Origin of the sequence: Burkholderia sp. LMU1-1-1.1, from assembly GCF_040675865.1 — a bacterium.
Taxonomy (GTDB): Bacteria; Pseudomonadota; Gammaproteobacteria; order Burkholderiales; family Burkholderiaceae_D; genus Rugamonas.
The window spans coordinates 44,134-62,884 of the sequence record NZ_JBEGHG010000014.1; the positions used below are offsets into that span (position 1 = coordinate 44,134).

Genomic DNA, 18,751 nt, shown 5'->3' on the forward strand with positions numbered 1-18,751 from the left:
GCGTGCTGCAATGCCGCACATGTATCTGTTGCTGGCCCCCGTTGTCTCCCCTACAATGAGTCATCGATGGGGGCAACTTTCCAGCCCGTTTTCCAGCGTACGACTACTATAAAAACGTTGTAACAGGAGATGACAAATGGATTTTAAACTGAATTTGCTGGCCGCTGCACTGGTACTCGGTTTCTCTTCTTCCGCCATGGCGGCGGACCCCATCAAGATCGGCGTGGCCGGTCCGTTCACCGGCGGCTCGGCGCCGATGGGCGTTTCGATGCGCGACGGCGTCAAACTGGCCGTGGCCGACATCAACGCCAAGGGCGGGGTGCTGGGCCGCCAGTTGCAGATCGTCGAGCGTGACGACGAAGCCAAACCGGAACGCGGCGTGCAGATCGCCCAGGAACTGATCAACAAGGAGAAGGTGGTCGCCACCGTCGGCTACATCAACACCGGCGTCGCGCTGGCGTCGCAGCGCTTCTATCAGGAAGCCAAGATCCCGGTCATGAACAACGTCGCCACCGGCTCGATCATCACCAAGCAGTTCGCCGACAAGCCGGAGAACTACATCTTCCGCAACGCCGCCAATGATCAGATCCAGTCGCAGATGATCATCCAGGAGGCGGTCGACAACCGCAAGTTCAAGAAGGTCGCCATCCTGGCCGACTCCACCAACTACGGCCAGCTGGGCCGCGAGGATCTGGAGAAGGCGCTCGATAAAAAGGGCATGAAGGCGGTGGCCACGGAAAAATACAATATTAAGGACGTCGACATGACCGCCCAGCTGCTCAAGGCCAAGCAGGCCGGTGCCGAGGTGGTGCTCACCTACGGCATCGGTCCGGAGCTGGCGCAGATCGCCAACGGCATGGAAAAGCTGAACTGGAAAGTGCCGATGATCGGCAGCTGGACGCTGTCGATGGGGAACTTCATCGACAACGCCGGCAAGAACGGCAACGGCACCCGCATGCCGCAAACCTTCATCCAGGAGCCGACCACGCCCAAGCGCAAAGCCTTCATCGACGCCTACGTGAAGGCTTACAATCCGCCGGGCGGGCGCATGCCGTCGCCGGTATCGGCCGCCCAGGGCTACGATTCGATCTACCTGCTGGCGGCCGCCATCAAGCAGGCCAATTCCACCGAGGGCCCGAAGATCAAGGCCGCGCTGGAAAACCTCAACGAGAAGATCGACGGCGTCGTCACGTCGTACAACAAACCATTCAGCAAGGATAACCACGAGGCCATCACCGCCGACATCACCGTCTTCGGCGAAGTCAAGGACGGCAAAGTCGTTCCGGTCAAGTAAGGCAAGCAAGGCGCATCGTCACCGGCCAGTCTTGAGCGTTCAAGCCTGGCCTTTTTCTCGTGTTCCTCACCGTGGTGGACATCATGGAAATCCTGTTACAACTGATATTCAGCGGCATCGCGCTTGGCATGATCTACGCCGTCATCGCGTTCGGCTACCAGCTCACGTTCGCCACCTCCGGCACGCTCAACTTCGGCCAGGGCGAATCGCTGATGCTCGGCGCGCTGGTCGGCCTTAGCCTGGTCGGCACCATCCACGGCGGCCCTTATATGAGTTATCTGTTGATGATCCCCCTGGTGATCATCTTCGGCGCATTGCAAGGCATGTTTGTCGAATGGATAGGCGTGCGGCCGGCGATCAAGATCAAGTCCGAGTTCGGCTGGATCATGTCGACCATCGCGCTGGCCATCATCTTCAAGAACGTCGCCGAGAACATCTGGGGCAAGGACGACCTCACGTTCCCGTCGCCGCTCAGCTCCACGCCGTTCCAGGTCTTCGGCGCCAACGTGCAGCCGATGCAGGTGGCGGTGATCGTCGGCGCGCTCGCCATCATGGCGGCGGTCGAAATCTTCAACCGCAAATCGATCTACGGCAAAGCCGTCGTCGCCACCTCCAACGACCGCGACGCGGCGGGGCTGATGGGCATTAACACCAGCATGGTGATCACCTTCTCGTACGCGCTGTCGTCGGCCACCGCGGCTTTCGCCGGCGTGCTGGTGGCGCCGCTGACGCTGACCGGCGCCACCATGGGCGCCTCGCTCGGGCTCAAAGCCTTCGCCGTCGCCATTATCGGCGGGTTGACCTCCGGTGTCGGCGCCATCGTCGGCGGCCTCATTTTGGGTATTACCGAAACCGCCGCCGGCTACTACATCTCGACCGGCTACAAGGACGTGCCGGGATTGCTGTTGCTGCTCCTGGTACTCGCGGTCAAGCCTTCCGGCCTGTTCGGCAAAGCCGCCATCAAAAAGGTCTGACCCATGAACAAGACGATCGTCGCGGCAAGCGTGGTGGGTTTGGCGGTGCTGGCGCTGTATCCGGTGCTGATACCGAATCCTTATTACATCCATCTTTTTGAAACCATACTGATTTACGCGATCCTGCTGTTCGGGCTCGATATCGTGGTCGGCTACACCGGCCAGGTGTCGCTGGGCCACGCCGGCTTGTTCGGCATCGGCTCCTATGTCACCGGTGTGCTGGTGTTCAAACTGGGCGCGCCGTTCTGGATCGCCATTCCCGCCAGCGTGCTGGGGGCGGCGCTGTTCGGCGCCGTGCTGGCGCTGCCGGCGTTGCGGGTAACGGGCCCCTATCTGGCGATGGTGACCCTGGCCTTCGGCACCATCATCCAGATCCTGATCAACGAGATGACCTTCCTGACCGAAGGACCGATGGGATTGAAGCTGTCCAAACCGGAGATCCTCGGCCACAAGTTGGATGAAGTCGAGTACTACTATATGTGCGCCGCGCTGATGGTGGTCTCGCTGATCGTCGTGCACCGGATACTCAAATCGAACCTCGGCCGCGCCTTCGAAGCGCTGCGCGACAGCCCGATCGCCTCCGACTGCATGGGCGTCTCGGTCTACCGCTACAAGGTCTACGCCTTCATCATCAGCGCCGGATTCGCCGGGCTGGCGGGCAGCCTGTACGCGTATTCGGAGGAGTACATCTCGCCCAACACCTACAACTTCGAACTGACGATCCTGTTCCTGCTGGCGGTGATCATGGGCGGCCGCAAGACGCGTTCCGGGGCGCTGATCGGCGCGCTGATCGTGGTCATGCTGCCCAGCCTTTTGGCGGACATCGAATTGTTCCGCAAGATCGCCGTCATCGCCGCCGTGCTGGGCGTGGTCGGTTCGGCGTTCATGCTGGCGAAGAAGCGCGCCACGCTGCGCGGGGTCCTGGTGCCGCTGGTGGCGACGATCGGCATGGCCGCCTTCTCGTTCAAGCTGGAGAACATCGTCGACTGGCGCCTGACCATCTTCGGCTTAATGACGCTGTTCGTCGTCTACTATCTGCAGGACGGCATTGTCGGCTTCCTCAAAAGCCTGCTGGGCAAGGGCGCGGTGCACGCCAAGGCGGTGCAGGCCAGCGGCGCCGAAGCGTTTGCGCGCGCCAAGGGCGGCAACGCCGGCGAAACGCTGCTCGACGTGAACCAGATCCTGATGCAATTCGGCGGCCTCAAGGCGCTCAACCAGGTCGACATGCACGTGATCCAGGGTTCGGTGCACGGCTTGATCGGCCCGAATGGCTCGGGCAAGAGCACGATGATGAACGTGCTGACGGGGATCTACAAACCGACCGCCGGCCAGGTCAAGTTCTCCGGCGCGGTGATCTCGGGCCGCACGCCGTCGCAGATCGCGCTGGGCGGCGTCGCGCGCACCTTCCAGAACGTGCAGCTGTTCGGCGAGATGACGGCCACAGAGAACGTTCTGGTCGGGCTGCACAACACCTTCAAGTCGAATGTGCTAGACGTGATGCTGCAGACGCCGCGCTACAAGCGCGAGGAGCGCGCTGCGCGCGACCGCGCCGCCAGCATATTGGAGTTCGTCGGCCTGACGGCGATGGCCAACGAGGAGGCGCGCAACCTCCCGTACGGCAAACAGCGGCTGCTGGAGATCGGCCGCGCGCTCGGACTCAGTCCGCGCCTGCTGCTGCTGGACGAACCGGCGGCAGGCCTGACCGCGCCGGACATCAAGGAGCTGATGGCGATCATTCGCAAGATACGCGACCACGGCATCACCATCATCCTGATCGAGCACCACATGGACGTGGTGATGGCCTTGTCCGACACCGTCACGGTGCTGGACTTCGGCCAGAAGATCGCCGAGGGCGCGCCGGCGGCGGTGCAAAGCGATCCGAAGGTGATCGAGGCTTACCTGGGCGGCAGCGGCGAAGAACACGGCGGCACGGCGGCGCCGGCGGCACACTAACGAGGACAGACATGCTATCGATCTCCAATCTGCACGCCGCCTACGGCAAAGTCGAAGTCCTGCACGGCATCTCGCTGGACGTCCCCAAGGGCAAGCTGGTGACCCTGATCGGCTCCAACGGCGCCGGCAAAACCACCACCATGCGCGCCATCTCCGGCATGATCAAGCCGAAGGACGGCAAGGTCACGCTGGACGGCAAGGACATCACCGGCTTCGACTCCCACCGCATCGCCCGCGCGGGCCTGGCGCATTCGCCGGAGGGGCGGCGCGTGTTCGCCTCAATGACGGTGACTGACAATCTGCTGCTCGGCGCCTTCCCGCGCTTCACGCGCGCGCGGCCCAGGGGCGACATCAAGCACGATCTGGAAAAGGCGCTGGAGCTGTTCCCGCGCCTGAAGGAGCGGCAGGGGCAGCTGGCCGGCACCTTGTCCGGGGGCGAGCAGCAAATGCTGGCGATGGCGCGCGCCATCATGCTCAATCCGGACGTGGTGCTGCTCGACGAACCGTCGATGGGGCTGGCGCCGATTCTGGTCGAGGAAGTATTCCGCATCATCCTGCGGCTGAAGTCCGAGGGGGTGACGATGCTGCTGGTCGAGCAGTTCGCCGCCGCCGCGCTGAACGTGGCCGATTACGGCTACGTGCTGGAGAACGGCAGCATCTCCGTCCACGGCCCGGCCGAGAGCCTGAAAACCGATCCCAAGGTGATCGCCGCCTATCTCGGCGGCGGACACTAACCCCCGGGGTCAGTGCCGACATTCGGACACGGGCTGATCCGTCTGAGCGCGTTCACCGCTCTGCTGACTGTCTTCGACGAAACGCCGAAGTGGGCCGCTATCTGTTCCATCGTATAGGCGGTGGAGTGGTAGGCGTGTGCCATGGCCTCATTCCGGTCCGGATAGCGCACCTGATATTCCTCCAGGGACAGGCTCACGGCACGACGCTGCGTTTTGGCGACGGCGAGAAATTTCTCCTGCCGTGCGGCGTCTTGGGTCTCGCCCATGAACGTTTCGTCGCCGAGCAGCAATTGATGCCGGGTGTTTTTAAGCGGGCTCTCTCGGCCTATTCCCGCCATAACGAGGCGGCGGTAGGCGCCCCGCGCCGAAACGCGGTCCCTCCCGAACTGCCGAAGGATGGAAACAGTATCCAGCCACGCGGGCGCGGGGACTGTTCCCATCACGCCAGCGTGGCTGCTCCACCGCCAGGCATCCGGGGACGAAACGAAGCCTGCGCGCACCGGATTCAAAACCACGTATCTGGTGACCCACGTGGCGATTGAAGACCAGATCTCGCCGACATCCGGCGCGTTGGCGCAGATTCTGTCCGGCGGCAATATGCACATGACCGTCGGCCAGTCGTTGATGAATCAGTACGGCAACATCATCGCCAATGGCAGTCTGGTCATCGACGGCGGCGCGGCGATCACCAACGAAGGCGCCACGCTGTACCGTTCCCACACCTTCGATGGCACCTGGAGGACCTACGACGGCGATGTGACCGCCTATACCATGCCCACCCTGAACGAGGTGATCGGCACGGCGGCCGGAACCATCTCCGGCGGCAAAGGCGTCAGTATCACCGGGCGCAGCTTCACTAACGTCGACGTTACCACCGGCATGGCCGGCAACATCCGCGACAGCGTCAATGTCGTCGCCACCGGTAACAACATCGCCACCGCCGCCAGCGCCAACCATGGCAACTGGGTCAGCAGCGACTACCTGCTCAACCAGCTGGCGATGGACCCGTCGGCGCCCCATAAGCGGCTGGGCGACGGTTTCTACGAGCAAAAAATGGTGCGTGACCAGTTGATCGAACTGACCGGCTGCGCCCCGGCCACCGGCGAGAGCGACGACAGCCGCTACAAGGCGCTGTTGACCAGTGGCGTGAGCTTCGCCCAGCAGTTCGACCTGCGTCCCGGCATCGCGCTGACGGCCGATCAGATCAGCCGTCTGACCAGCGACATCGTCTGGATAGAAACTGAAACCGTCATGCTGCCTGATGGCACCGTCGAGCAGGTGCTCGTGCCCAAGGTCTATCTGGCGCGCGCCGGCAACGACGCCGTCAAACCTGGCAGCGCGCTATTTCATGCGGAACGGCTTTACGCGACTGGAGGGTAAGTGCGGTAGCAATTGCTTTGATGGGGTGTATGTCAAAGGCGATGTTGTGTATATTAATGAAGTCAAGCCACTTAGGGCGGATGGGACGATCAAGTTAAATGGACCGGATGGTACGCTATCGACGCAAATGAGTGATGAATGGGTTAATGACGCCATTGAACGTATGGCTGCCTCAAACACGCCAGATGCTATAAAAACTTCTACTCTATTGAAAGATGCAAGGGATAAAGGAAATCTTGGTTAAGTTGGTGACTGGCGTGAATGAGCGCGGTATGACAGTAGTTAAATTAAAAGGAAAAGATAGTTAAATGGACGCGCTGACTCGTGAAGAAAGACTTGGCAATTTGTTGGACTTCGAAGAGGAAGATTTTGCTCGTCAAATCGAATGGTTTCTGCATAAGCGTAAGCGAGTTGGGTTGGGATCAATTCTCTTAAATATAGCGAGGATTGAGCGTACTAGAGCGATTCACGCGTATTTTATTAAAAATAATATAGTTGCGTTAAAACAGCATTGCCATTTAGCGACAAAACTTAGCTTGGCAAGTGTTGGACAAAACGGCGGTGCAAATTTCGAAGTCGCAACAGACTTTCTGTACGCACTGTTGTCAGATAACCTCGATGCAATTTCTGCTTTAGCTCAGGTCGAGGTACCTGAACTTCTAAAGGAGCGAAATAATCCGCTGAATAGCCGATCGTATGTCTATATGCTGCAGTTGGCAATCAGGGGAGAAGACGAGAATTTGCGGGAGATGATCGCAAAGGTCTCTAAGAATGGCCGAAAGCCCGTTCGCATCGAATCCCAAGAGGGAAAAGATTTTTTCTCTTTGTTACTAAAGCGTGATCAGGTGGGGCTGGAGGAATGTATTGGCAAACATGCCAGTATCAGGAGTCCCGAGCCGCGCATCGAGAATTTCATGTCATTCCAGGGGGCGTTGGAGGCCAAGCTGTGTTGGTTTAGGGACATTCCCGTGAATATTGATAGTCCGTGGGTACAGATGGAACTCATGCCGATGAGGCCGCTTGAGCGTTACGATGACGTGTACGATTTTTTGAAACCTGGGTGGGTGCCTCCGCCACAGGGTGTGATTGCCGATCTTTCCCGTCGACTCACGAAAGCGTTCGGTAAGAAATCAAGGTAATTAAGCGTTACTGCTGCGTCCCGGCATCGCGCTAACGGTCGATCAGATTAGCCATCTGACCAGCACCGATGACGCTTATAAGACACTTTTTGAAAAGAAAGTGCAGTTCTATGACGTGATATGTCGTGAGCCAGCCCGCATGTCTTAATAGTGCATATTTCGTGTCTGCGAATCAACGGCCATGGAAATCGTGCCAATTCACCGTCGACGTTGAACGTAGAAAATTCTCGATGGAATTATTTTATGGCGGTGACGGCGTCACCTGTCCAGCTTGTTGATTTGCGGCGGATTTTTGTTCGATTCACTCAAGCTGTGGTTGTGGTGTTCTTAGATGAGGTTAAAAATTTCTGAATTTGAAGATAGGGACGATTATTTCACGATCAGGTCTGAACTACTTGATACATATTACGATTTTTGTAGAGATCGCGGAATGGTAATGGGCGTCAGTCATCTTGAGGTAATGGGGTACATTGACTATGAATATGAAAACGCTTTTCTGCATCCGCTGGAACAACTTATGTACTGCGTTATCGAATTAGTCCTAATCGGCGGTTGGCACGAAGATGTTGATAAATTTGTTCGGCGGAAAATCAACGATCAACTCTCCAAATTCAACTTGGAAGATTTATTGATTGGAGTCGATTCGCTCGAAGCTGAAATGCTGAAGCGGGACATGGCTGCATGCGGACTAATATGAATATTTTATTATCTATAAGTATGGTATATCGATTGAGGTGATACGTTGAAAGCGGTCGGTACTAATGGACGGCGGTAAATTACTGTCATTTTCGGAATGGCTTTGGCTAGTGCTAATGATGGGGCGAATCCTTTAATGGAGGGGTTGCTGGCCAAGGTGGGAATAACTCGATAGATATAATGTTTGCGAAAATAAAAGATGAATTTTGGATTTGGTTAAAGGTGGTAGTAATATTGTTGCTTTGTCTGTTGCCGATAATGGCCTTAGTCGAGATAGTCGTGGGGCCTGCGTTACGCTGGCTTCTGTATGATGAACTTTATAAATTTCCTACGTTTTCACGTCTTAAATTGACAGGGCTCAGAGTAACTCTCATTAGTTTTTCTACCGGTACGATATTGTGTTTTGCTAGAAGATGGATGCATTAAGAAAATTCGAATTATTCGAGTAGGGACGACGTATTTGCTATTTTTCTTTCTCAAATATCGGCCTGAATAATGAGCCTTTGCTAAGTAGTTGGGTGGAAGGGCCTGTAAATACGGTCGGTCCAGACGTTATCGCAAAAAAATGACTGCGTAGTTGAGGACCAATGCTGAACTAGGGCCGGATTTGTCAGCAGAGTGTGGCGCGCATACAGCCCCGACACATGCAAAATAGTTTATAAATATAATTATGAAAATGAAGAAATTATTTCTCTCGGCGATACTGACTGTCTCCACCTCATCGGTAATAGCGTCGCCAACCCAGCAGTGCAGGCATCAGAAGGTCGAACAATCCGACATAGAAATCTGCTTGGTTCCTGGCGCCGCGTTCCAGCACGACATGTACACACTCAAGGCCGACAAGGTACTGATCGCAGCCTTTGTCGATGACTATGTTGAAAAGGTGGAGTTGACGCATACTATCCCCGAAGGCTTGACGATTGAGCTGCCGTTGTCGAAGCAAGGCGAGAAGGTGGTCAAGATCAGCGGCGGCTGCCTCCCCGAAAGCAAGGACGGTGCTGAGGTGGCCAGAGTTTGTAATTTCTTCTGGGGCAAGCACCAGATCGTAAAAGATATTCGATTCCAGTTCGACTGAGCCCAGCAGGGCGTGCGGCGAGTCTGGTTTCTTCAAAAAGGAATTCCGCAATGAAGACTGTCAGTTTGCCATCAGGCCGTGCAGTGCCTGTACTCGGCCAAGGCACCTGGAACATGGGCGAGAACCCGTCCCGCAAGCAGGATGAGGTCCGCGCGCTGCAAATGGGCCTCGATCTTGGCATGACGTTGATCGACACCGCCGAAATGTACGGCGAGGGTGGCGCGGAGTTCGTCGTCGGCGAGGCGATCGTCGGCCGCCGGTCCGAGGTCTATCTGGTCACCAAAGTCTATCCGCACAACGCCAACCTGGAAGGTACGCAAGCGGCCTGCGAACGTAGTCTTAAACGGTTGAAGGTCGATTGCATTGATCTCTATCTGTTGCATTGGCCCGGATGCTTCGCGCTGGACGAGACGTTCGACGCCTTCGAGGCGTTGAAGAAGGCCGGTAAGATCAAGGAGTACGGCGTGAGTAACTTCGACCTGGAGGGCATGCAGGACGCCGTTGATTGCGGCGCCGTGGCGACCGACCAGGTGCTGTACAACCTGATGAAGCGCGGGATCGAGTTCGATCTGCTGCCGTGGTGCCGCCAGCAGGGCATGCCGGTGATGGCCTACTCGCCGCTGGAGTCGACCGGCCGCGAACAAGCCGCGCTGCTTGGCAATCCCGGCCTGCTCGCCGTCGCCGAGGCGCATGGCGTCACGCCGGCGCAGGTGGCGTTGGCATGGGTGCTGCATCAAGAGGGCGTGATCGCCATCCCCAAGGCCGTCGATCCTGTACACTTGCGCGCTAATCGCGCCGCCGCCGATATCCGCCTCTCTGCGGAAGACTTGGCGGCGCTGGACCGAGCGTTTCCACCGCCGCGCCGTCGCCGTGCGCTGGATATGCGTTAAATGACGAATCACTTATGCTAAACCGAATCAAACAATTCTTCGCCGCGAAAGACATCAGTAACCACATCCTGCTTAACGCCTACTGCACCGTGGCCGACGCGCCCAAGCCCGATTTCGCGCATGTGCTGAACGCGCGACGCGATTTGTCCGATCCTGAATTGCAGCCGCATCTCAATGGTTTCATGAACTTCGTGGCGGACGCCGGCCAGGGCAACATGACGCGCGTGCGCTACCACGTTATCCGCCACCTCCAGCGCGTGCGTCAGCACGTCAGCCTGGCCGTGGAGGAGGGCGAGATGGCTCGTTTCTCCAAGTGGGCGAAGGCGGCCAACGCCATCGTGTTCATGGCCGATGGCAGCGTGCGCGATCCACAGGGACGCATTCTTTTACCTGCTTCCGGGGATGATGGCGATGCGCAGGCTGTGGTGCCGTACCCGCCGCAGGCCTGGGAGCGCAAGGCGCGTAGCGACGAGCTGCTCCCCGCCCGCAAGGTCACGGTGCCGGCGGATTTGCCGCCGCTGGTGTCCGAGCCGGAACTGCGCCTGCGCGCGCCCGAGGATGTGCTGCGAAGGATGCTGGCTTTGTTCGTGGTGGCGATACGCGCGGAGTCCTTGACCGGCGAGACGCCTATCGCTGCCGCCGATCTTCAACAACGCTTCCCACCGGCGTTTGCCGGCCTGTCGGACGCGGAGCGTGCATTCCTCGCGCAGGAGGCGCCTACGCAGCAGGAAATCACGCAATTCCTGTGGCGCTACGAGGCCATCCTGGTGTTGCAGTGGGCCCTGGGGCTGCAGGATGCGCTGCCGTTCGCGGACGCGATCTGTGATGTGTCGTCGATCTCCCGCACCGCCATCGAGCGCGGAACCGAAGGCTTGCGCAAGCAGCCGGTAATGCGGTCGGCGACGGAGATTCTGGACGCGCTGGATTTGCACTATCGTTCGCATTGGGCCACTCGCCAGGCGCTGTTGAAGAAGCATCCCGCGCCGGCAGGCTTGAACGATGGCGTGCTGCAGGAGCGCCATCACGCCTTGAACTGGCTGGTTCGGTTCGAGGACCGTGATTGGGACGAAGTCGATACGCCCACATAACGGCTGTCTCACCTGTGCGCCACGTCTGCTAGGATAGACGCTTTGCAAACGGATAGAGGCGCGGGATGATTTACAGGCACCGGCTGGCACTGCTGGCCACCACCACCGCCATGGCGGTACTCTGTGTACCAGCGCGGGCGGCGGTGGAGCGTATCGAAGTGATCGAGCGCACGCCGTTCGCGGCGGGGATGACTTTTGGCGAAGCCGGTGCGTATGAAAAGATACGCGGCGTCGCTTACTACGCGTTGGATCCCAAGTCGAAGTCCAATGCCGTCATCGTGGATTTGAAGCACGCGCCACGCGATGCGCGCGGCCGCGTGGTTTTCTCCAGCGAGTTCATACTGCTGCGGCCAACCGGTGCCCAGCCCTCCAGTTTGATCTATGACGTCAACAACCGTGGCGGCATCGCGATTATGGGGCAGGTCAATGGCCGCAGTCCGGTCAACAACGATCCCACCACCGCCGCCGATGCGGGCGACGGTTTCCTGATGCGCCATGGTTACTCGCTGCTGTTCTCCGCCTGGACGTGGGATGTGGCGCCGCAGGCTGCCGGTGCAAGGCCGCTGGTGTTTGCGCCGCCGGTCGCCAAGGGCATCAAGGGCAAGGTGCAGAATGAATTCACCGTCAACGCGCCGATCGATATCGCCGTCTATGCCGGCCAGCGCGGGCTTACCTACGAGCCGGCCAGGCCTGGCGATCCCAAAGCGCAGTTGACCCAACGCGCGCGGCCCGCCGATAAACGCAAGCCCATCCCGCGCAGCAGCTGGAGTTTCGTCGAGCCGGAGAAGAAGGGCGGGCCTGGACGCGTGCGGTTGGACGGCGGCTTCAAGCCCGATACTATTTATGAATTGACCTACGTGGCGAAAGACCCTTACGTCACTGGCGCCGGGCTGGCCGGGATACGCGATCTGTTGGCCTACTTCCGTGATACGCCGTTTGAGGGCGTACCGGCGCCGAAGGCGGTGCTCATGTTTGGCATCAGCCAGTCCGGTCGTGTGATCGGCCGCATGCTGCATGACGGTTTGAATGTCGACGAGTCGGGGCGGCTGGCTTTTAGCGGCGCTTACCTGCAGGTGCCCGGCGCTGGCGGTTCGGCCGGGTTCAATAGCCGCTTCGTGCAGCCTACGCGTCACCCTTCTATGATGGAGGAGCATGAGTATCCGGCGGATGCATTCCCGTTCACCACGGCGCCGTCGCGCGATCCTGTTAGTGGCAAAACGGCGTCCACGCTGGATCGGGCGCGGGACAAGCAGGGGAATTTGCCGAAGCTGATCTACGCGAACACGTCGACCGAGTACTGGAATCGCGGTGCGTCGCTGATCACCACCACGACGGATGGTGCGCGCGACGTGGCGCCGGCGGACAATGCGCGTGTCTATGGCTTCATGGGCGCGCAGCATTATGTCGGCCGTTCGCGCGTTCGTGCGCCGTTCACCGCTTGCGTCTCCACCAGCAATCACTATTTGCCTATGCGGGCGTTGATAGTGGGGCTGGAGGAGTGGGTGGTCGACGGCAAAAAACCGCCGGACAGCGCTTATCCGCAACTGGCCGACGGTTCGTTGACGACGGTTGCGGATTACCGTGCGATCTTCCCCAAGAGCCTGGGTTTGACGCCGCCGGAGCAGAATCTTCGCGAGCCGAGGTTGATCGGTGGCGGGGTGCCGGTTAAACGTGGCGATGAATACGAGACGCGGGTACCGACGCCGGATGCCGATGGCAATGACCGGGGTGGGGTGCGGCTGGTGGAGTTGCAGGCGCCTTTGGGGACGCATACGGGTTGGAACTTGCGGGCGCCGGAGACGGGGTTCGCTTGGGCTACGTCGCGTTTCGATGGTAGTTTCGTGCCGTTCGCGCGGACCGAGGCGGAGCGGGTCGCGGCTGGCGATCCTCGGCCTAGTTTGGAGGTGCGCTATCCGACGCGGGATGACTTTGTGGCGGCTGTTCGGGCCGCAGCGGAGCGGCAGGTGGCGGCGGGGTTGCTGCTGCCGGAGGATGTGGAGAGGACGCTGGCGGAGAATGCTGGGTTGTATGACCGGATATTGGCGCGCGATCCTTCGGATCAGGGGTGCGGGTATTTGTTCGCGCCTTGACCTGTATTGCTTGTGTTATCGGCGACGCACGCATTGGCGGATTACGGCGTCCCGCCTCTTAAGCCCTACCGGCAGGTAGGGCGTTCCTTCGATGGGCTCCGGGGCGGTTAGCGGGCCTCGCCCGCTAATCCGCCCTACGTGTCTCCGTGGGTTTTTGTTACCCCATTGGCCTTAGCGCGATGATCGCGTCCCGCAGTACTTGCTGCATATGCTGGTCGTGCTTCATCTGGTCTTCGTCCGTGCTGTTTGAGGGCGGTGCCGTACCGTCGCGGCGCTGGCTCAGTTCCTCCAGCGCTTGCGTTAGATAGGCTTCTTCGTTGCCGAACCACTCTAGCGTGATCTTTTCGCCCAGCATGCGGTTGCGCAGCTGTTCCCGCTGCCGCTGCCAGCCGATCAGGCGATTGAGGTCGGGCGTGGCGCCAAAATTTTGCGCCGCCAGCAGTTGGTCGTGCGCGCCTAAATACGCGTTGTAGCTGCTCGCAAGTTGGCCGGCCTGGCGTGCGGCGTTGGCGGGAAGGTGCCGATTCAGGTAGTCCAGCAATGCCTGGAGGCCGCCTTTATCACCGCCTCCGAGTAAATAGGAATCCATCACTTTACGCAACGCGCTGTCGGCGATCAGTTCTTGATTGTCGGTGAGCGCGATATCGGACGACATGACACCGGGCTCGCGCAGCGGCGATACACCGCGAGGTGGTGCGGTGCCCGCTACCACAGGCGCCGCTGTCGCCGGCGGAGGTGCGGGCGCGGGAGCCGGTTCGTCGTCCGGCCATCGTGCCCACATCAGCGCTGCCGCGCCGAGGATGCCGCCGGCTGCTGCCGCCAGCATCGCCGGCCAGCGCTTTTTCTCCGCCTGGTACGTCATCAGAAAGTCGGCCAGCCGTTCGCGAAATACAGGTCGCTGATGAACAGTACCCCGTTGTAGTTGTTCTGGCTGTCGAGACGGTGGCGCACCATCGCGCCGTTGCTGATCGATTCGCCGCCCGGGGCGATGAAGCGCGCGCCGCCCGAGTCGAGTACGGTGCCGCCGCCGTTGCGCATGTCGACGCCGTTCTTGTCGACATACGGCCCGGTGATGCTGGTGGAGCGCCCGTAGGAGATGTGATAAGTGCTGTTGGCGCCCGCGCAGCAGGTGCCTTTGGAAACGAACAGGTAGTAGTAGGAGCCATTGGCGATGATGAACGGGTTTTCGATGCCGGCCGCGTCGTCGGCCAGACGGTATTTGGTGCCGATTGGCTTTAGCGTGTTGGCGTCGACCCGCGTCAGGAAGATCCCGTCCCAGAAGGAGCCATAGCTTAGCCAGGGTTGCCCCGATTTGTCGACCACGAAGTTGGGATCGATCGCGTTGAAATTGTCGCCGGGTGCGGAGGTGATGACGACGCCCTTGTCCGTCCAGTTACCCTGGGCGATGCTGCTGGCGGTGGCCAGACCGATCGCCGATTTCTGGTTGCCGAACGTTGACACCGCGTAGTACATGATCGCCTTGCCGTTCCAGACGTGGATGTCGGGGGCCCACACGGTTTTGCTGTTGCCGTTGTATTGGCCCCACCACGACAGGCCGCCACCGAAGATGCTGACGCCCTGGGTCCACGCGCGCCCATCCGGCGAGTACTTGACGCCGATGCCGGTGTCGCTGGTCTCCGTGATCCACCAGGTGTTGCCTTCCTTGTAGACGCTTGGATCGTGCGTGACGACCGCGCCGGTGAGCGTCCATGTGGTGGCTCCGGCGTTGAAGGAGGAGGCCAGCGCGAGGCAGCCGACCGCCGCCCACTTCTTCAGGTGCGTGAATTTACTCATGTTTGTCTCCGTTTTTATTGGTGTGTACAGCCACCCCATGCTGTGCCACGCACGGGTGTCCGTCTAATGACTTTTTTCACATGGTTGATATTCCGATCTGTATCACGACTACATATATATATGTAGTCGCCTTACATATTCGAAGTCACCATAGGAGAAAATAGTTTAAATTCCTGTTGATGTTTACTGTAGTTCTGCTACATTTGGTCCGGGAGACAGCATTTCCCTAAACATAACGATAAGGACACATGATGATCAATTCGACACAACGCAGTCTGATGAAATCCCTTTGCGCCGCAGGTTTGTTGAGCGCCCTGATGGCGGTGCCGGCGCATGCCGCGCTCAACGCTCCCGATACCTCGGTGCAGATGTTCCGCTGGAAGTGGAACGACGTCGCCAAGGAGTGCACCAACTGGCTTGGGCCCCAGGGCTACGGCGCTGTGCAGGTGTCGCCGCCGACGGCGGCGGCCAGCCTGGGTACGTGGTGGGATGTCTACCAGCCGGTCAACTTCAATTCGCTCAAAAGTAATATGGGTACCGAGGCCGAGTTCCAGGCCATGGTCAACACCTGCCACGCGGCCAAGGTGCGCATCTACGTCGACGTGGTGGTCAATCACCTGGCGGCGGGCGCCGGCACCGCGACCGACGGCTCGACCTGGAATTCGACGTCGCTGACGTATCCCTTCTTCAGCGGCAGCGACTTCCACCCGGCTTGCGATATCGCCGGCGGCGACTACGGCTCGCCGGGTAATCGCAACAATGTGATGTTCTGCCGCCTGAGCGGCCTGCCGGATCTGAAGACCGAGGGCGCGTACGTGCAGGGCCAGGTGAAGACCTATCTGAACAAATTGGTCTCCATGGGCGTGGACGGTTTGCGCTTCGACGCGGCCAAGCATATGCAGCCGTCCGATATCCAGGCCATCATGAGCGGCGTGACGCAGACCACCACGTCCGGCGAGCCGCTGTGGGTGACGCAGGAGGTTATCCCGGACAGCAATGTGGTGAGATCGAGCTACTTCGCTGGTGGTACGTTGAACGAGTTCCAGTACACGTATGCGATCAAGGCCGTGTTCCGCAACGAGAACGGCGCCAACCTGTCGCAGATCCGCACCATCATGGGCACGCCGGGCAACTGGGGCGGCACCTGGGGTTTCATCCCGAGCGAGAAGGCGACGGTCTTCGTCAACAACTGGGACACGGAGCGCAACAACAGCTCCCTGGTGGCCAGCAATTACGTCTCCGGCTCGCCCAACGACACGCAGGGCACCAAGCGCTATGATCTGGCGAATATCTTCATGTTGGCGTGGCCTTACGGCGCGGCGCAGCTGCATTCGGGCTTCCGCTTCACCAGCTACGATCAGGGTCCGCCGAGCGCCAGCCCATTCGATTCCAGCGGCGTGCCGCTGATCAACCAGCAGTGGGACTTCATCCACCGCTGGAGCGATATCTCGAATATGGTGGCCTTCCGCGCGGTGACGTCCGGCCAGGGCGTCGACAACTTCACCAACGGCACCGGCAACCAGATCGCCTTCGGCCGTGGCGCAAAAGGCTACGTCGCGATCAATAACGATGGCGCGGCGTGGAACGCGTCGCTGCAAACGCAACTGCCCGCCGGGACCTATTGCAACGTCGTGCACGGACAGCTGAACGCCGCCGGCACCGCCTGCACCAGCGACAGCGTGACCGTCGGCACCAATGGCGTAATCAGCGTGAGCATTCCGGGTAATGGCGGTTCGGTCGTCCCGGCGTTGGCGCTGCATATCAACCAGAAGGTGGGCGGCGGTGGAGGTGGCACTTGCACCACGGTGCCGGTGACCTTTCGCGTCGCGAACGCGAACACGGTGGTCGGGCAGAACGTTTATGTGGTCGGCAACCGCGCGGAGCTGGGTAATTGGGTGCAGGGCACCAGCAACCAGTTGACCATCGAAGGCAGTGGCGCCAACGTGCCGTGGTCGCGCACCTTTCAGCTGCCACCGGCAACCGCCATCCAGTACAAGTTCATGAAGTACGGCGTGAGCACGGTGTGGGAGAGCAATCAGTCCACCGCCAGCGGCAATCGCGAAGCGACGACGCCGGCGTGCGGCGGGTCGCTGACCCTGGACGCGGGGAGCTTCAAGTTCTAAGCGCGGCTTAGTGCACGCTGGCTGGAACCGCTTTTTCCTGCTGCACCAGGATGAACGGGCTGACGACGACCGCCCACAGGTCGGCGTTGGCTTCCAGCCAGGCCTGCGCCTGCTCGTCGCTGACGCGCGCGAGCAGGCCGGCGTTCATCCATTGGGTGATGTTGGCCTTGTCGTCGTGCGAGATGCGCACGGCGACATCGACCAGGTCGAGCGAGTTGGCGATCCACACCACGTTACCGGCGGCGAAATGCTTGAGCAGTTCGGTCCACGGCAGGCGCGCGGTCTCGCGGTTCACTTTAAGGCGCAGTTCGGTGTCGTTTTCAGGTTTGGTTTGCATGGTAAAAATGAGTCAGATAATCTCGATGGTCGGTTCCGGGCTGCCTTGCCACGTCAGGCGATAGACGGCGCCTTTGCGCACGTTGCCCACCAGGGCGGGACGGAAGCAGGCCAGGTTGGTGCCGCTCGGACGCCGCACGCTTGGGTAGATGATGCCGAGCGAGCCACCGTCGAGCAGGCGTTCGGCCAGTGTCTGCGATTCGATGTAGCTGTCCGGCGACAGGCAGGCGTCATAACGCGGCTGGCCGCGCAGGTCGTGGAAGGTGGCGGTGAAGTCGGCCAGCATGCATTGATACTGCACGCTGTCGTCGAAGCGGTTGATCTCCGCGTATTCCACCGCCTTGTGAAAGCTCACTTCCGCCAGCGCGGTTTCCACGTCGAAGGCGCAGTACCACGCGCCGCGCCGGCCGTCGTTGAAGCGGCTGCCTTGCGGGTGCGCGTAGGTGAAGGCGGCGTTTACGATGCGGAAGTTCGGCACGCCGAACACCAGTTCATCGACATTGATGCCGGCCGAGCCGCCGTTTTGCGTGCGCAGGCGCGCGTTGGTGGCGTTGTCAAGGTCGAACAGGTCGCGCAGCATGGCGTCGCTGTCGGCCAGCGGCGACAGCACGGAATCCTCCAGGTCGGCGAACCGGGATGGCAGCAAACGGCAAGTGTCGAACTGGCGCAGCGTGGTAAGGGGTGGAATCAGGCTGACCGGCACTTACAGTCCTCCGCGGCGCGCATCTAATAATTGACGCACGGTTTGCATCGCCAGCAGGCCGCCGCCCAGCATGTACGCCAGCGGCGTGCGGCCTTCAAAAATCTGGTTGTTGTTGGGTAGGTTGACCCATTCGTCGGCGAGTTTGTCGCCGTAGATGATATGCAGCGCCTTGTAGATGCCCAGCAGGTAGGAGATGCGGGTGATACAGTCCACCTCCAGTGTGCGTTCCGGGTTCTTTTTCCATTCGTACAGGGCGCTGCTCGACAGCCCGCCCAGCAGCTGGCGGGCGTCCTCGTCGCGCACGTGCCATGTGGCGGCGAGCTTGAAAAAGCCTTTGAGGGCCGACTTGGACAAGCGCTCGCGCTCGGCCTTGGCGTTGAGGTCCACCAAGACGGTCGGCTCGAAGCGGCTGCGAGGGTAAGCATAGGTCAGATTCATAGATCCTCCGTTAATGGAGTACTTATACTCCTTTTTCGGATGAA

General features: G+C 59.9%; 19 protein-coding genes. 13 read left to right on the forward strand and 6 right to left on the reverse strand.

Annotation, left to right across the window (positions count from 1 at the left end):
- Positions 1–136 precede the first annotated feature (136 nt).
- The 4 genes from MRBLMU1_RS15060 (at position 137) to MRBLMU1_RS15075 (ending at position 4,955) form a co-directional block, all read left to right on the forward strand.
- Positions 137–1,294 (forward strand): ABC transporter substrate-binding protein, encoded by a 1,158-nt coding sequence (locus MRBLMU1_RS15060; protein WP_363502706.1) that lies wholly within the window; start codon positions 137–139, stop codon positions 1,292–1,294.
- Between the two features lie 83 nt (positions 1,295–1,377).
- Complete coding sequence (locus MRBLMU1_RS15065) at positions 1,378–2,268, forward strand: branched-chain amino acid ABC transporter permease (RefSeq protein WP_363502707.1); 891 nt, start codon at positions 1,378–1,380, stop codon at positions 2,266–2,268.
- A gap of 3 nt (positions 2,269–2,271) precedes the next feature.
- Positions 2,272–4,221 carry a branched-chain amino acid ABC transporter ATP-binding protein/permease gene (locus MRBLMU1_RS15070; RefSeq protein ID WP_363502709.1) on the forward strand — a complete coding sequence of 650 codons (1,950 nt, stop codon included), beginning with the start codon at positions 2,272–2,274 and terminating at the stop codon, positions 4,219–4,221.
- Between the two features lie 11 nt (positions 4,222–4,232).
- Positions 4,233–4,955, forward strand: coding sequence for an ABC transporter ATP-binding protein (locus MRBLMU1_RS15075; protein WP_363502711.1), 723 nt, complete (start codon positions 4,233–4,235; stop codon positions 4,953–4,955).
- Here MRBLMU1_RS15075 and MRBLMU1_RS15080 read toward each other — a convergent pair.
- A complete protein-coding gene (locus MRBLMU1_RS15080) occupies positions 4,952–5,221 on the reverse strand; it encodes a hypothetical protein (protein ID WP_363502713.1) in 270 nt (89 codons plus the stop codon). The two genes, MRBLMU1_RS15075 and MRBLMU1_RS15080, sit on opposite strands and share 4 nt — an antisense overlap.
- Positions 5,222–5,351: 130 nt before the next feature.
- On the opposite strand from MRBLMU1_RS15080, the gene MRBLMU1_RS15085 reads away from it, so the two are divergent.
- The 8 genes from MRBLMU1_RS15085 to MRBLMU1_RS15120 all read left to right on the forward strand — a co-directional run bounded on the left by MRBLMU1_RS15085 (position 5,352) and on the right by MRBLMU1_RS15120 (position 13,313).
- Positions 5,352–6,335 (forward strand): hypothetical protein, encoded by a 984-nt coding sequence (locus MRBLMU1_RS15085; protein WP_363502715.1) that lies wholly within the window; start codon positions 5,352–5,354, stop codon positions 6,333–6,335.
- 46 nt (positions 6,336–6,381) lie between these two features.
- Positions 6,382–6,579 (forward strand): hypothetical protein, encoded by a 198-nt coding sequence (locus tag MRBLMU1_RS15090; RefSeq protein WP_363502717.1) that lies wholly within the window; start codon positions 6,382–6,384, stop codon positions 6,577–6,579.
- A 64-nt stretch (positions 6,580–6,643) separates the two neighbouring features.
- Entirely contained in the window at positions 6,644–7,474 is an 831-nt protein-coding gene (locus MRBLMU1_RS15095; protein ID WP_363502719.1) for an Imm49 family immunity protein, read from the forward strand.
- 436 nt (positions 7,475–7,910) lie between these two features.
- The gene (locus MRBLMU1_RS15100) at positions 7,911–8,171 is read left to right on the forward strand and encodes a hypothetical protein (RefSeq protein ID WP_363502721.1); all 261 of its coding nucleotides are present in this window, start codon (positions 7,911–7,913) and stop codon (positions 8,169–8,171) included.
- 669 nt (positions 8,172–8,840) lie between these two features.
- Positions 8,841–9,245, forward strand: coding sequence for a hypothetical protein (locus MRBLMU1_RS15105; RefSeq protein ID WP_363502723.1), 405 nt, complete (start codon positions 8,841–8,843; stop codon positions 9,243–9,245).
- 50 nt (positions 9,246–9,295) lie between these two features.
- A complete protein-coding gene (locus MRBLMU1_RS15110) occupies positions 9,296–10,135 on the forward strand; it encodes an aldo/keto reductase (protein ID WP_363502725.1) in 840 nt (279 codons plus the stop codon).
- A 14-nt stretch (positions 10,136–10,149) separates the two neighbouring features.
- Entirely contained in the window at positions 10,150–11,223 is a 1,074-nt protein-coding gene (locus tag MRBLMU1_RS15115; protein ID WP_363502727.1) for a DUF4272 domain-containing protein, read from the forward strand.
- 65 nt (positions 11,224–11,288) lie between these two features.
- Positions 11,289–13,313 carry an alpha/beta hydrolase domain-containing protein gene (locus MRBLMU1_RS15120; RefSeq protein ID WP_363502729.1) on the forward strand — a complete coding sequence of 675 codons (2,025 nt, stop codon included), beginning with the start codon at positions 11,289–11,291 and terminating at the stop codon, positions 13,311–13,313.
- Between the two features lie 157 nt (positions 13,314–13,470).
- On the opposite strand, the gene MRBLMU1_RS15125 is transcribed toward MRBLMU1_RS15120, so the two are convergent.
- Both MRBLMU1_RS15125 and MRBLMU1_RS15130 read right to left on the reverse strand, forming a co-directional pair.
- On the reverse strand, positions 13,471–14,175 hold the full coding sequence (locus MRBLMU1_RS15125) for a hypothetical protein (RefSeq protein ID WP_363502731.1): 705 nt from the start codon (positions 14,173–14,175) through the stop codon (positions 13,471–13,473).
- Positions 14,175–15,107 carry a glycoside hydrolase family 43 protein gene (locus MRBLMU1_RS15130; RefSeq protein ID WP_363502733.1) on the reverse strand — a complete coding sequence of 311 codons (933 nt, stop codon included), beginning with the start codon at positions 15,105–15,107 and terminating at the stop codon, positions 14,175–14,177. Before MRBLMU1_RS15130 ends, MRBLMU1_RS15125 begins: the two co-directional genes overlap by 1 nt.
- A gap of 278 nt (positions 15,108–15,385) precedes the next feature.
- Here MRBLMU1_RS15130 and MRBLMU1_RS15135 point away from each other — a divergent pair, with 278 nt between their 5' ends.
- The gene (locus tag MRBLMU1_RS15135) at positions 15,386–17,230 is read left to right on the forward strand and encodes a carbohydrate-binding module family 20 domain-containing protein (RefSeq protein ID WP_363502735.1); all 1,845 of its coding nucleotides are present in this window, start codon (positions 15,386–15,388) and stop codon (positions 17,228–17,230) included.
- A 7-nt stretch (positions 17,231–17,237) separates the two neighbouring features.
- On the opposite strand, the gene MRBLMU1_RS15140 is transcribed toward MRBLMU1_RS15135, so the two are convergent.
- From MRBLMU1_RS15140 to MRBLMU1_RS15150, 3 genes are read right to left on the reverse strand one after another with little or no spacing between them, the layout of a single operon-like run.
- The gene (locus MRBLMU1_RS15140) at positions 17,238–17,567 is read right to left on the reverse strand and encodes a DUF2288 domain-containing protein (RefSeq protein ID WP_363502737.1); all 330 of its coding nucleotides are present in this window, start codon (positions 17,565–17,567) and stop codon (positions 17,238–17,240) included.
- A gap of 12 nt (positions 17,568–17,579) precedes the next feature.
- Entirely contained in the window at positions 17,580–18,269 is a 690-nt protein-coding gene (locus MRBLMU1_RS15145) for an RES family NAD+ phosphorylase (RefSeq protein WP_363502739.1), read from the reverse strand.
- A complete protein-coding gene (locus tag MRBLMU1_RS15150; protein WP_090319512.1) occupies positions 18,270–18,707 on the reverse strand; it encodes an antitoxin Xre/MbcA/ParS toxin-binding domain-containing protein in 438 nt (145 codons plus the stop codon). It lies immediately after the preceding gene.
- Positions 18,708–18,751 lie beyond the last annotated feature (44 nt).

What these genes read in the sequence shown, in the direction of transcription:
- MRBLMU1_RS15060 (WP_363502706.1), top strand. Translation starts at nt 137, where the DNA reads ATGGATTTTAAACTGAATTTGCTGGCCGCTGCACTGGTACTCGGTTTC.
- MRBLMU1_RS15065 (WP_363502707.1), top strand. Translation starts at nt 1,378, where the DNA reads ATGGAAATCCTGTTACAACTGATATTCAGCGGCATCGCGCTTGGCATG.
- MRBLMU1_RS15070 (WP_363502709.1), top strand. Translation starts at nt 2,272, where the DNA reads ATGAACAAGACGATCGTCGCGGCAAGCGTGGTGGGTTTGGCGGTGCTG.
- MRBLMU1_RS15075 (WP_363502711.1), top strand. Translation starts at nt 4,233, where the DNA reads ATGCTATCGATCTCCAATCTGCACGCCGCCTACGGCAAAGTCGAAGTC.
- MRBLMU1_RS15080 (WP_363502713.1), bottom strand. Translation starts at nt 5,221, where the DNA reads ATGGGCGAGACCCAAGACGCCGCACGGCAGGAGAAATTTCTCGCCGTC.
- MRBLMU1_RS15085 (WP_363502715.1), top strand. Translation starts at nt 5,352, where the DNA reads ATGGAAACAGTATCCAGCCACGCGGGCGCGGGGACTGTTCCCATCACG.
- MRBLMU1_RS15095 (WP_363502719.1), top strand. Translation starts at nt 6,644, where the DNA reads ATGGACGCGCTGACTCGTGAAGAAAGACTTGGCAATTTGTTGGACTTC.
- MRBLMU1_RS15100 (WP_363502721.1), top strand. Translation starts at nt 7,911, where the DNA reads ATGGGCGTCAGTCATCTTGAGGTAATGGGGTACATTGACTATGAATAT.
- MRBLMU1_RS15105 (WP_363502723.1), top strand. Translation starts at nt 8,841, where the DNA reads ATGAAAATGAAGAAATTATTTCTCTCGGCGATACTGACTGTCTCCACC.
- MRBLMU1_RS15110 (WP_363502725.1), top strand. Translation starts at nt 9,296, where the DNA reads ATGAAGACTGTCAGTTTGCCATCAGGCCGTGCAGTGCCTGTACTCGGC.
- MRBLMU1_RS15115 (WP_363502727.1), top strand. Translation starts at nt 10,150, where the DNA reads ATGCTAAACCGAATCAAACAATTCTTCGCCGCGAAAGACATCAGTAAC.
- MRBLMU1_RS15120 (WP_363502729.1), top strand. Translation starts at nt 11,289, where the DNA reads ATGATTTACAGGCACCGGCTGGCACTGCTGGCCACCACCACCGCCATG.
- MRBLMU1_RS15125 (WP_363502731.1), bottom strand. Translation starts at nt 14,175, where the DNA reads ATGACGTACCAGGCGGAGAAAAAGCGCTGGCCGGCGATGCTGGCGGCA.
- MRBLMU1_RS15130 (WP_363502733.1), bottom strand. Translation starts at nt 15,107, where the DNA reads ATGAGTAAATTCACGCACCTGAAGAAGTGGGCGGCGGTCGGCTGCCTC.
- MRBLMU1_RS15135 (WP_363502735.1), top strand. Translation starts at nt 15,386, where the DNA reads ATGAAATCCCTTTGCGCCGCAGGTTTGTTGAGCGCCCTGATGGCGGTG.
- MRBLMU1_RS15140 (WP_363502737.1), bottom strand. Translation starts at nt 17,567, where the DNA reads ATGCAAACCAAACCTGAAAACGACACCGAACTGCGCCTTAAAGTGAAC.
- MRBLMU1_RS15150 (WP_090319512.1), bottom strand. Translation starts at nt 18,707, where the DNA reads ATGAATCTGACCTATGCTTACCCTCGCAGCCGCTTCGAGCCGACCGTC.